Below are 12,459 nucleotides of genomic sequence, written 5' to 3'. Positions count from 1 at the left end.
ACTACCCGCACTAACTGCTTGAAATGTCAAGCAAAAAATGACGCCGCCATGAACTTTTTCTCAAACTTTCCACTCATCTTATGCAAAAACTTAACCGGACATTACTGAATAAATCTGATATTTCCTGAACTGCACCTTTTCGGTGAATGTAATTTGATCTGGAAAGATGTCCAACAATCCACAATCATTAAAGAAACAGCTTCTTTCAAAATTTGTCATGCATAATCTGGGTTTAATCCCTTGTGCCGCCCTGCCCGTTAGGGACTGTAAAATGACATAGAGATCCGTGGAATCCGGGGGGCCTGAAGACTGAAATTACACGCCGAGATGGTGGAGACTCTTCAGCCTCAGACCGAGATGGTATTCCCTATGGAGTCTCAGGACGGATCCCAGAAGGTCCATGATTTCCTTCCCCGCTGCGGCGGACAAGGCGGATTTCAGGGCCCCGGATTGCAGGTTCGCCAGATATTTCACCGCTTCCGGATTCAGCTCAGGCGCCTCCTTGGACGGCCGGGCGCACCTAAGACAAGCGATTCCCCCCTTTTCCTTCAGGAATACGGCTGTTCCCTTACCCTCGTAGTCGCGGCCGCAGTGACAACATTTCTTGAGATCCATCCCGTATCCTCCCAGCTCCATGGCCCGCAGCTCAAAGGCCATTAGGAGGCTCCGGGGGTTCGGATCTTCCTCAAGGAAGCGAAGGGATTCGCGGAGAAGGTCAAACATCTCTTTTGACACGACTCCCCATGGAAACAGGATCTCGGCGAGTTCAACCATGTAACTGGCCCTGGCAAGGGCGGAAAAGTCCTTTCTAAGACGGGGATGGGCATGGAGTAGTTTTCCGGAAGTAATCAGGCAGAGATCCCCTTTGCCCGGCCTGTATTCCAGTTCGGCCAGACAAAGGAGATCCAGGCAATTCACAAACCGTTTGCGGCTCTTCCGCGCTCCCTTTGCCACTCCGCGGCGGAGTCCCCGGTCCCGGGTGAAGAAGGTCACCAGGAGATCGGACTCCCCGATTTCCCTGACCCGAACGATGATCGAGGGTGAAATAAAGGTGTTCATGTATCCTGTGTTTTTATTAGTCGTTAGAACACTAAAAAATAACAGATAGGAATAGCGGGGTCAAAGGTGGAGGCCTGAAAAAAAGAGGCACCAGGAGGAGTAAATCCCCCTGCTGCCTCTTTTTCCCCTCTTATTCCTTGGGAGGGTGTAATCCGTAAGGATTAAGGATACTTGATGTTGATGGGAACCACCTTTACCACTCCGTCCGCGCTGAAGGTGAAACTACCTTCCTTGAGATCGATGGGGAAGGACATATCCGGCAATTCCTTCCACCATTTCTTGATCTTATCCCAGGGCTTGTCTCCCCTTTGCACGGCCAATTGTTTGCCTGCCAGCAGGAACTTGGCATAGGTGGAGAAAGGCGTCAGGGTGACGGTCAACACTTTGTCGTTGGTCTTTCCCGGGGGGATCCACATGGGGTTGGAATCCTGCACAATCCGTAGTTCATAATCTTCGAAATAAAGAAAGAAACTGCCGGATTGATACTGAATGGGATAGGGGTTGGGATTGGTGATCTCAAAGACGAAGTTCAATGTGATCGGTGAGGACCCACCGCCCTTTGGCGCTTTTCCCATAGCTGGCTTGGCCTTTCCGTAATACCAGAAGCCTTCATAATAAGAGAGTTGGATGGAGTCCAGGGTGATCTCCGGTGCCTTGAAATTGGACTCGCTGGGTTTCGTCATCATGCCTGCACAGGAGACCAGGAAGGTCCCCAGGACGAGCACGAAGGTCAATGACAGCAGTTCTCTTTTTTTCATCATAACCTCCCTTTTTTTAGCTTGCCCCCTTGAGACAAACTTTGCAGCTGTTCAAGTAAGCCATCGTTTTCTGCGCTTGTAATGTTTCACGTCCCGAAAGTTTTTCCTCCGGCCACCCTTATCGGTCAACCCGAGGTAGAAGTCCTTGATGTCCTCGTTTTCACGAAGTTTTTCCGAGGTGTCATCCATTACGATGCGGCCCGTCTCCATGACATAAGCATAAGGGGCCACGTTCAAGGCCAGTTTAGCGTTCTGTTCCACGAGGAGGATGGAGATCCCCTGTTCGTGGTTTAGCAGCATGATGATGTTGAAGATCTCGTGGATGAGCTTCGGCGCCAGCCCCATGGAGGGTTCGTCCAGGAGCACGAGCTTGGGTTCCGTCATCAAGGCCCGACCCACGACGGTCATCTGCTGTTCTCCCCCGCTCACGAATCCGGCCACTTCATTGCGTTTGACCTTCAACCTCGGGAAGTAATGGTAGACCAGGTCGAGCCCCTCCTTAACGGAACCGCTCTTTCGAAGATGGGCGCCGACCTTGAGGTTTTCTTCCACGGTCAGGTGTTCGAATACCCTGCGTCCCTCGATCACCTGGACTATCCCCATCCTGGCGATATTGGCCGCACCCTGATGATGAATCTGCTGCCCTTCGAACAGGATGGCGCCGTCCGTGACTTCCCCGTCCTCGGTCTTCAAAAGGCCGGAAACCGCCTTGAGGGTCGTGCTCTTCCCGGCCCCGTTGGCACCAAGGAGGGCGACGATCCCTCCTTTCGGCACCTCGATGGAAACGCCCTTCAGGACCAGGATCACCTCATGGTACTTGACCTCTATATTGTTGATTTTCAGGATTGCTTCCGCTGCTTCCAAGGGACTCACCTCCAAGGGTGTCGGTTCAAATAAAAAATTGCCCGGGAGGGATCTACCAGCCGAGCCATTCCTTTTCCCACTTCTCCGGCCAGCGGGCCTTGAGGTCAACCCTCTCGACCTCCTGGAATTTCCCGTTCTTCCATTCCTGAACAAGGCATCCGGTCGTGGGCCTGTGATCACTGGCAGTATAAGTTATTGGAGAGGCACCGAGTCCGATATCGAAATTCTTCATTGTCTCAAAGCCTTTTACCATGATCCCGTTTCCGGAAAGATCCCCCGCCTTGTCTGCCCGTTTCAGGGCTTCCCATACTATCAAGGCATCTCCCCAGGCCTGGACCGTACGGATCAGCCTCTTTTCCTGGGGAATTCCAGGATGGTATTTCTTGGCCGTCGCCACGACTATGTCCATGTTCTTGTAAGGCTGGCCATAGAATGCACACGGGGTGGCGCCCATAACACCTTCGGCCGCTTCACCGGCCAGGCGGGGAAGATTTTCATCAAAACCCCAATTATTCACGATCCAATCCGCACCCAGCCCGAGGGCGTAAGCATCTCTGATGGTGGCTGACACCGACATCGTCGTGTTGCCGTGCCAGACCACATCGGGTTTGAATTCCTTCAAGGCCATGATCTGGCTCTTGGTGTCCAGGGCAAAGAGTGAGACATCCTGGTCTGGGCCGATTTCAAAGCCAAGAAGCTTAGCCTGATCCTTTATGGCCTTGATGGGCGCGCTGCAATAAGGTGATGCAAACATGTAAGCGCATGCGAACCTCGGCTTCCTCTTCCCGTAATCCGGGTGCTTGGGCCATTTTTTGTCAAACCAAGCCGTGAGACAGGCTCTCGCATTTGTGGAATAGTCGGAAGAGAAAAACAGGTTATAACGCGATTTCTTCGGATTGGTGAGGTGGGCCGAGTAAGAGGCTGAAACATAAGGGATCTGATCCTTGTTGACTGTAGGTGAAAGGGCTTCGGTGTCACCGGTCCCCCATCCCATGATCACGAGGGCTCCCAGCCTCTTTAGGAGCTTATATTTAGTTATGGCCTCTGGAATACGATAACCATAGTCAAACCATGTATACTTGATTTTTTTCCCGTTTACACCGCCCTTTTCGTTGATGTACTTGAAGGCCTCTTCCATGCCGATGGCGTAGTCTTTTCCGACATCCGACGTGGCGCCGGTGGTGTCCATGATCCCGCCGATCTTTATGGCCTTGGCAGAGGCCAGACCGGAGAAAGCCAAGATCAAGGCCGTTGCCAGAATCGGGACGAGCAGGTTCTTAAAGACCGTGTTTTTCATGTTCCTTCCCCTTTCCTTAATCGGTTATCAAACTGACAAAACGTGGACATCCATTACCCGAGGACCTTTCTGAACTCCGTTCACCTCCTTTCCTTGTCCTTTCCGGTTGAAAAACAATGAAGGCGGCGGTTTTTTTCCTTTCCCCGAAAATTGGACGGTTCGAGGGGCGAATAGGATTCATGAACCGCTCGAATGCTCTTCCATACAGGTGCCTAGTAGGAGAATGGCCACAGGTTGAAATAGTTCTTGATCTGCCACCACCGGTACGCCAGCCCGTTGGGTTCGTAAATCAGAAATGCGCAGATAGCCAATCCGAAGGACATGTCTTTGACATAGGCGAAATCGATGAGAAGTTTGGGGTAATACTCAGCAAGAGGGATAACACCAAGTTGCAGCAGCTCCATTATGACGACCATGAACATGGAACCGTATATGGCCCCGTGGATCGATCCGACCCCACCGATCAGGATTACCCCGACCAGCCACAGGGACCAGAACCAGGGAAAGTGCTCGGGGCTCAGGGCTGCCGTGTTGCTGACCCAGAAGGCACCCGCCACCCCGCCGATGAACCCGGCCACGAAAAAGGCCAGGAGCTTGTACCAGACGATGTTGATGCCTAGGGCCTCGGCCGCTATGTCGTTGTCCCGAATCGCCACCCAGGCCCTGCCGACCCTCGAGCGAAGCAGGTTGGCCATAACGATCACAACCAATGTGAGAAGCACGGCCATGACGTAGTAGATCTTGACTTCCGAGTCGATGGTCCAGGGGCCGATCTTGATGGTCCCGGGGGGAAGAGAGAAGGCCTGGCCCCGTCCGCCGATCTGACTGACGTACTGGGTCAGGATAAAATCGACGGTAATGAACTGGGCGGCGATGGTGGTCAGGATCAAGTAGAATCCTTTCACCTTTGCCGAAGGGAGTCCGAAAAGTACGCTCCAGAGTCCAGCCACTATCCCGGCCGCCATAATGCTGATGGGGTAGGCGAGCCCCCAGCGGACGATGAAAGGGGGCCATGGATATTGCAAAACCAGGAGAGTGCTGGTATAGGCCCCCACGGCTATGAATGCGGCGTGTCCAAGGGTGATGAGTCCGGTATAACCGATCAGCAATTGAACCCCCAGCGCCCCCATGGCCGTGTACCCTACCATGGTTCCTACCCCCACCCAGTACTCGGGGGCAAGGAGCGGGATGCCTATGAACACGGTGGCAAGCAACAGGATCATCTTTCCTTTGATGACTGGAGTCTGCCACCATCCCTGGTCATGGGCGTAATCCTGATGGTATTTCCCGCAAGGCAACCAGACACTGGACATAGGAACTTCTCCTCGATAGATTTGGGAAGGATTATTTATTTATGGACGGCCATCTCCACGACGGACGTCCTTGTTCTTTTATCCAAAGTTTCGGGTCCTTCGACATCCCTTCAATACGACAACCACCGGTTACACCCTCTCTATTCTCTCCCAACCCCAAAGCCCGTATGGCTTGAAGAGCAAGAAAACGGCCATAAAGGCATAAGGAACTATTTCCTTCACACCACCCGGAAAGTATTGGTCGAGGTAGGAGCCGGAGAGATTCTGGAGAACACCGATAATGATTCCCCCCACGATGGCCCCTGGAACCGAATTGAGACCCCCGAGGACCACGGCCGGAAGCACAAGCAATCCCAGGTGTCCAACGGAAATATTGATTCCGTTGATGTTCCCAAGGAGGGCCCCACCCACTCCAGCGCTCATGAAGGCAATGGCCCAGGCCGCAGCGTAAACGAAACGGGCGCTGACTCCCAGGGAGAGGGCCGCGGTTTCATCGTCGGCCGTTGCCTGCATGGACAGGCCCCAGCGGGTATACTTGAAGAAACACACGAAAATGATCAGCAGAACGATGGCGAGGATGAAAGACCAGAGGTAAACCGGGGATACCTTAAGAAAACCCATGGTGATGGGTTTGATGGAAAAGATCGGCGGGTCGAAGACCTTGGTGTCCGTACCCCATATGAACTCCACAAGGCCTTTTAAAAAGAATGAAAGCCCCACCGTTACCATGATCACCGTCAGGATGGGTTCGCCTATGAGCTTGTCGAGGAAGATCCTCTCGGTGAGGAACCCCAAGACGATGCCGACGAGCAGGGTGCAGACAACCGCGAGGATAAAGGGAAGTCCCATCTCATAAAAACTCAGGGTCACGTAGGCTCCGATCAGGGTCAATTCCCCCATGGCCAGATTCAGGACCCCGGAACACTTATAAATTAAAACCCATCCAAGGGCCACCAGGGCATAAATTCCTCCCACCATGATGCCGGTAATCAAAGTCATCAAAAAAAGTTCCATGGACTTCCTCCCGAGTCTCAAAGAAAAACCGAGTACTCCTTAAGTGCCGGAGTTCCCGTTAATCTCCGTCCAGGTACGCCTAATCCTCCACCTTTTGAATCCTGAGATCTGTCTTGATCCGCTGCTCTCTTCCGTCCTCATAAGTGATGGTGGTATCCATGTGGACCGAGTCCGTGTCTGAGTAAAGGGCATCCACGATATCCCGGTAGCGGTTCTCCACAAAAGCACGCCTTAATTTGCTGGTCCGCGTCAGCTCTTCGTCGTCCGCGTCAAACACCTTGTACAGGTTCACGAACTTCCGGATCTTGGCGGGGGTGGGTAGGTCCTTGTTGGCTTCCTCGATCTGCTTTTGCACCAGATCATAGACCTCCGGTTTCTGGGAAAGCTCGTGGTAGCTTGTATAGGTGATCTTTTTGTCATCGGCCCACTTTCCGACGACCGCGTAATCGATACACATGACGGCGGTCACATACTCCCGCTTGTCACCGATTACCCAGACCTCCTGGATGTAGGGGCTGAATTTGAGCCGGGTCTCCAGATACTGGGGTGAGAAGGGCCTCCCGTCGCTGAGGGTCATCACGTCCTTTGAGCGGTCGAAGACCACCAGGTGCCCGTCTTCGTCTATGAAACCCCGGTCTCCCGAGTAAAGCCATCCGTCCACAAGAGTTTTTCGGGTCGCCTCCTCGTTCTTGTAATAACCCTGGAACACCGATGGGCTTCGGGAGATGATTTCTCCATCTTCGGTGATCCTGACCTCTGTTTCAGGAAGGGGCGTCCCGACAGTATCGAACTTTACGTCTCCGTCACGGTGAACTATGGAGATGCCTGCGATTTCCGTCTGGCCGTAAATCTGCTTGAGGTTCACCCCCAGGGCATGAAAGAAGCGGAAATGATCCGGCCCCATGGCCGCTCCCCCAGTGTAGGCATGGCGGAGACGTGACATACCCAGGTGGTCCTTTAACTTTTTTTGGACGGTGATATAGGCGATCCATCCGAGGATTTTCAAGTACCAGGGGACAGGTTGTTTTTCGAATTTCAAATCGGCGATCTTGTAACCTACCTTGGTCGCGAACTCGTAACATTTTCTTTTTATCCAAGTCGCATCTATGTATTTGACCTGTACTTGGCGGGTCATGCCCTCGTAAAGCCTGGGCGGTGCGAACATCACGTGGGGGCCGATTTCCCGGAGGTTTTGGAGGGCGGTTTCTGGTTCTTCCGGAAAATTGAGGGTGTAACCCACCTGGAGCCCGCAGGATATGGACATCATCTGCTCGCCGATCCATGCGAAGGGGAGGTAGGAGACAAAGTCGTCCGTGTCGTAGCAAGGATCAACGGCCATGAGATTTTTCCCCATGGTCAGCATATTCCAGTGACTCAGGAGGGCCCCCTTGGGAAGGGCCGTAGTCCCCGAGGTATAAAAAAGGAGGCAGATGTCGTCGCCGTGCCCCTCATTGATCCTTCTTTCGAAAAGTTCGGGATCTTCCCTGTCCAGTTCCCTCCCGAGTTCCTGGACCTTTTTCAGACTCATGAGGAAATCTTGATTGTAGTTTCTCATCCCCTTGGGATCATCCCAGAGAATCCATTCCATTTTGGGACAGTCGTCCTTGATGGCCAGGGCTTTGTCTACTTCCTCCTGTGTTTCTCCCACAAAGAACTTGGCGTCCGAATGGTCGACGATGTACTTCACCTCGTCCATCATGCAGTCCTGGAAAAGCCATACCCCGATCCCTCCGGCGCAGATAGCCGCCATCTCCGCCCAGAGTCCCTCCGGACGGTTGTCCCCTATCATGGCGACCTTGTCCCCTTTCTCCAGCCCGAGGCGGATCAATCCCAAGCTCAGGTATTTTACGTTCTCGTAATAGTCCTTCCAGGTATAAGGGCGCCAGATGCCGAACTCCTTTTCCCTCATGGCCACTTTCTTGTCCCAGTATCTCTTGCACTGGTGGACGAAAAGCTTGGGGATAGTGAGGTCTTTTGTGATCTCCAGTTTGGATCCGCCCATTTCGTGATTACCTCCTCGTGGCATAGAGGTCTTCTTCGCCCAGGTAGGCCTTTATGACGTCTGGGTTGTTCTGAACCTCCTCAGGTGTTCCGTCGATGATCTTATTCCCGAAGTTCAAGACAAAGACTCTGTGGGAGATGTCCATCACTACGCCCATATCGTGTTCCACCAGAATGCATGTGACCTTCCACCTCTCTTCTTCGTTGATATCCAGGATGAAGCGGGCCATGTCTTCTACTTCTTCCAGGTTGAGTCCGGCCAAGGGCTCATCCAGTAGAAGCAGTTCAGGATTCAGGGCAAGGGCCCTTCCCAGTTCCACCCGTTTCTGGAGACCGTAGGGGAGCATATGAACGGTTTTGTCCCGGATACTCTCGATCTCCAGGAGATCGATGATTTCCTCCTCGATGAATTTCCGGGTCTCCAGTTCCTCCCGTTTGGTTTTCCCTACGTAAATAGATCCGCTGAGGATCCCTGATTTGAGGTGAATGTGCCTGCCCAGGCGGATGTTGTCCAGGACAGTCATACCCCCAAAAAGCTCGATTTTCTGGAAGGTCCTGGAAATCCCAAGCCTGGCCCGTTGGTGGGGGCGCAGATCGTTGATTTTTTTTCCTTTGTAATAGATGGACCCACGCTGGGGTTTGTAAAGGCCGTTGATGCAGTTCATCATCACCGTTTTTCCTGCTCCGTTGGGCCCGATGATGGAGTGAATCTCTCCTTTTCTCACCTCGAGATCCACACCTGCCAGCGCGGCCACCTTGCCGAAGTACATGTGGATGTCTTCTAGTTTCAACAAGGGCTCGGTTTCCGGAAGATCATTGGTTGGACACATACTGAAAGGCCTCCCCTCTGGAAGTCACTGTTTGTGTAAAAGGAGGATAGAGGTTGGAAAAACCTGTTAAAAAGGAGAAAAAGATGGTTTTCTCCAAACCAGCGATCCACATTGACGGTTCAAGGCATACCTCGAATCGGATCTTTTGAGAAAGGCATGCCTCAGTTTCCGGGGGCACGACAACTCTAAAAACAGGACGAATCATTCCGGTTTCTAAGGAGGGGAGGTTCGAGACCGCAGGTTAAAGGAATAGAAAAGAAAGGGGCGCCGAAACACCTCCTGCCAACCGTGTCGTTTCTCATGTTACGTTTGAAGGGCACCCGAAAGGGAGTGCTGGCTGAAACCGGCTGATCGTCATTTAGTTTCGTGTACAGGATTTATGGGTAACGTCCGATGTTTGAAAAAAGATGCTTTCCGACACAAGCGGTGCATTGAGAAGCTTATGTGACACGCCCCTTCCCCGGGCCGGGAAAGGGCTTAATTCATACCCCAGGTTGGACCATTAAAAGGTTTCTTTATGCTTAACGTTTTTAACCACTTTTTGTCAACCCAATTTCTTCAGGCATTCCCACAGGTTGGGATTCAGTTATGAAATAGCTGTTTTGTGGCTATTTTATGGCTGATTTATGGCTGATTGTTCCGGCCTGAAATGGGTATCCGTGCTGTTGTTTTTATTATATGGATTCCTTGCCATTGAGTGTTTTGCGTTTCAAAGTGCGGTGTGATTCTTTCCTCCCTGATGCTGGAATCGATGATTTTCCCGGTCGGCCAGTCACCTGAGTGCACCATGCAACAGGAGCGTTGGGAGGCGAGGTGTCTTTCCATGTTGAAAGTGCATTTCCCAGGGTGCATCAAGGATCCAGGCGGGTGCCGGTGAGTCCTGGGGGCGGATTCAGGAAAGGGACCACTGGACCAGACCGCGTTCTTTTCGGGTGGGGATAAGGCGTTTTCGGCATTGCCCAAGGAAATATTCATCCGTCATCCCGGCGATGAAATCCCTTGCTATGGCCGGAGGCGGTGTTTCATTTCTGTAAGTGTCAGACATCCCGTCCAAAAATTCGTGGTAGACATCGGATGCCTCATTTCCCGTTTCCAGGTCCTGGAGGTACTTTTCGAAGAGGAGTTCGAACATGAGGCGGATTTTTTCGGTCTGTTTCCATCCCTTTTCGTCTTGGTATATCCGGGACATGTTGAAATCCTTCAGTTTTTTGAGGCTCTCGCCGACCTCCCCGCTGAAACGGAGGTAGGGAGACTCCAGGCTGTTGGCCACCAGATCCTCCACCAAGGTGTAGACGATGGTTCCGTTGGTGGATCCCAGGATGCGCCTGCAATCCTCTGGGATTTCCTCTCTTCGGATAAGTCCCAATCGGATGGCGTCCTCGATGTCCCTGCCAACGTAACTAATGGTATCGGCCATTCGAACCACGCATCCCTCAAGGGTCATGGGGCGGATATTCGTGGAGGGATCCTTTTCCTTCAGGGCTATCTCCATATCCAATTTTTCGAAGGTTTTTTCCCCATCCGGTGTCAGGGTTTGGGTGTGAACCTCCCCGTCATGGGAGAGGATGCCGTCCAGAACCTGCAAGCTCAGGTTCCATCCTTTTCCCTTTCTCTCGATCTTTTCCAGAAACCGAACCCCCTGAACGTTGTGCAGGAAGTGACCCAGGCCGTGGCGCAGGGAGATGTCGGAGAGGAACCTCTCCCCGTCATGGCCAAAGGGACAGTGACCGATGTCGTGCCCTAGGGCGATGGCCTCTATCAAGTCCTCATTGAGCCGCAAAAGCCTCCCGATAGTCCTGGCGATCTTGGAGACGAGTTGAACGTGAAGAACCCGGTGGGTGATGTGGTCATTCTTGATCAGGTAAAAGACCTGGGTCTTGTCAATGTATCGGGAATAAGCAAGGGAGTGAAGGATACGGTCTGTGTCCAGGGAAAAATTCTGCCGGTGTCCTTCCTCAACCTTTTCTTCGGGGTGCCTTCTGACCGCAGAGAGACTCATGCACGCCCATGGAGAAAACCTGTCCCTTTCCTGGGCGTCCAACCTAATACGGATATCTCGCAAGCGTCTGGATTTCTTCACGGATGCTTTTCCTTTGAATCACTCCAACAGGCCAAGGGAAGATGTACGCTTACCGGCCAGCCGGTTTTTTGAATCAAAGCCCCTTTTCTTTTGCGGAACCAGTATACTCTATCGTATCCTGTCCCACTCGGGAGTATGAAAAATATTATGATCGGGACAAGGATTCACCGCGTTGGGCATTTTTCCCTTGATAAAGAGTGTGGTTAATGTTAAAAAACCAAGTTTATTGATTTTTTGACCCCTTTAAGGGGTTGGTGCAGGGTGGTTACACCCATTTCCATTATACCAAATTACGCACGTTCAGGTCGAACCCCGGTGCCTTTCTTAATGAAAGGGTAAGCAGGTTGGATAGGCCCTGAACGGAGGAAAAAAACCGCGGGAAAGGGAGGAACACATGCCATTATCCATCAACATGAAGCAACTGTTGGAGGCCGGTGTCCATTTCGGGCATCAAACGAGACGTTGGAACCCCAAGATGAAGCCGTACATTTTCGGCTCTCGAAACGGCATCCATATTATTGACCTTCAAAAAACTGTCAACCTTTTTGCTTCAGCTTACGATTTTATCGTCCAGACTGTGGCGGACGGGTATTCTGTTCTCTTCGTTGGTACGAAAAAACAGGCCCATGACTCCATTGTCGAGGAAGCGGAGCGATGCGGAATGTTTTATGTGGTGAACCGTTGGCTGGGCGGTACCCTGACCAATTTCCAGACCATTCGGCGTAGCGTGTCTCGACTGAAGGAGTTGGAAAGCATGATCCAGGACGGAACCATCAGCCGTTACACGAAGAAGGAAGCGCTCAAGATGGAGAAGGAGTTGGTCAAGCTGGAGAAGAATTTAGGCGGAATCAAGGATATGGACGAATTGCCGGGAGCCGTTTTCATCGTGGATCCGAAGAAGGAACATATAGCGGTGAGAGAGGTGAGAAAACTGGGTATTCCCCTGGTGGCCATCGCCGACACGAATTGTGATCCCGATGACATCGACTATATCATTCCGGGCAATGATGACGCCATCAGGGCCATCCGGCTGATTTCATCCAAGATCGCCGACGCTTGTATAGAAGGACACAAGATTGCGGAGGAACGACTCAGGGCGGAAGCCGAGGCCGAAAAAGAGGAGGAAGAAAAGCAGCCCGTAACCACCCCCCCTTCGGAGGATGAAAGCGGACCGGAAGTGATCGTAGTCGGAAAGCGGGAGGGTGAACCGAAAACTCAAGAAGAGATCGCGGAGGAATCGTAA

The 12,459-nt window shown here is 52.3% G+C and carries 10 protein-coding genes; 1 reads left to right on the top strand and 9 read right to left on the bottom strand.

The genetic code is table 11. The features are described 5' to 3' along the window. Nucleotides 1-315: 315 nt before the first annotated feature. The 9 genes from recO to JRF57_03945 form a co-directional block, all read right to left on the bottom strand. Complete coding sequence (gene recO / locus JRF57_03985; protein ID MBW2302857.1) at nucleotides 316-1,059, bottom strand: DNA repair protein RecO; 744 nt, start codon at nucleotides 1,057-1,059, stop codon at nucleotides 316-318. Nucleotides 1,060-1,220: 161 nt separating this feature from the next. Next, nucleotides 1,221-1,820: a hypothetical protein gene (locus JRF57_03980; GenBank protein MBW2302856.1), complete on the bottom strand. Its 600-nt coding sequence runs from the start codon at nucleotides 1,818-1,820 to the stop codon at nucleotides 1,221-1,223. Nucleotides 1,821-1,868: 48 nt separating this feature from the next. Beyond that, entirely contained in the window at nucleotides 1,869-2,681 is an 813-nt protein-coding gene (locus JRF57_03975) for an ABC transporter ATP-binding protein (protein ID MBW2302855.1), read from the bottom strand. A 52-nt stretch (nucleotides 2,682-2,733) separates the two neighbouring features. Continuing rightward, nucleotides 2,734-3,978 carry an ABC transporter substrate-binding protein gene (locus tag JRF57_03970; GenBank protein MBW2302854.1) on the bottom strand — a complete coding sequence of 415 codons (1,245 nt, stop codon included), beginning with the start codon at nucleotides 3,976-3,978 and terminating at the stop codon, nucleotides 2,734-2,736. 212 nt (nucleotides 3,979-4,190) lie between these two features. Next, entirely contained in the window at nucleotides 4,191-5,291 is a 1,101-nt protein-coding gene (locus tag JRF57_03965) for a branched-chain amino acid ABC transporter permease (GenBank protein MBW2302853.1), read from the bottom strand. Between the two features lie 129 nt (nucleotides 5,292-5,420). Then, nucleotides 5,421-6,305 carry a branched-chain amino acid ABC transporter permease gene (locus JRF57_03960; GenBank protein ID MBW2302852.1) on the bottom strand — a complete coding sequence of 295 codons (885 nt, stop codon included), beginning with the start codon at nucleotides 6,303-6,305 and terminating at the stop codon, nucleotides 5,421-5,423. A gap of 79 nt (nucleotides 6,306-6,384) precedes the next feature. Next, nucleotides 6,385-8,307, bottom strand: coding sequence for an AMP-binding protein (locus JRF57_03955; GenBank protein MBW2302851.1), 1,923 nt, complete (start codon nucleotides 8,305-8,307; stop codon nucleotides 6,385-6,387). 7 nt (nucleotides 8,308-8,314) lie between these two features. After that, nucleotides 8,315-9,136 carry an ABC transporter ATP-binding protein gene (locus JRF57_03950; GenBank protein ID MBW2302850.1) on the bottom strand — a complete coding sequence of 274 codons (822 nt, stop codon included), beginning with the start codon at nucleotides 9,134-9,136 and terminating at the stop codon, nucleotides 8,315-8,317. An 892-nt stretch (nucleotides 9,137-10,028) separates the two neighbouring features. Beyond that, on the bottom strand, nucleotides 10,029-11,135 hold the full coding sequence (locus JRF57_03945) for an HD domain-containing protein (protein MBW2302849.1): 1,107 nt from the start codon (nucleotides 11,133-11,135) through the stop codon (nucleotides 10,029-10,031). A gap of 475 nt (nucleotides 11,136-11,610) precedes the next feature. Between JRF57_03945 and rpsB the strand changes: the two genes are divergently transcribed. Continuing rightward, nucleotides 11,611-12,459 (top strand): 30S ribosomal protein S2, encoded by an 849-nt coding sequence (gene rpsB, locus JRF57_03940; protein ID MBW2302848.1) that lies wholly within the window; start codon nucleotides 11,611-11,613, stop codon nucleotides 12,457-12,459.

This window comes from Deltaproteobacteria bacterium (assembly GCA_019310525.1).
Taxonomy (GTDB): domain Bacteria; phylum Desulfobacterota; class DSM-4660; order Desulfatiglandales; family HGW-15; genus JAFDEE01.
Note: the sequence above shows the minus strand (reverse complement) of the source record. Positions and strands in the feature narration are given on the sequence as shown.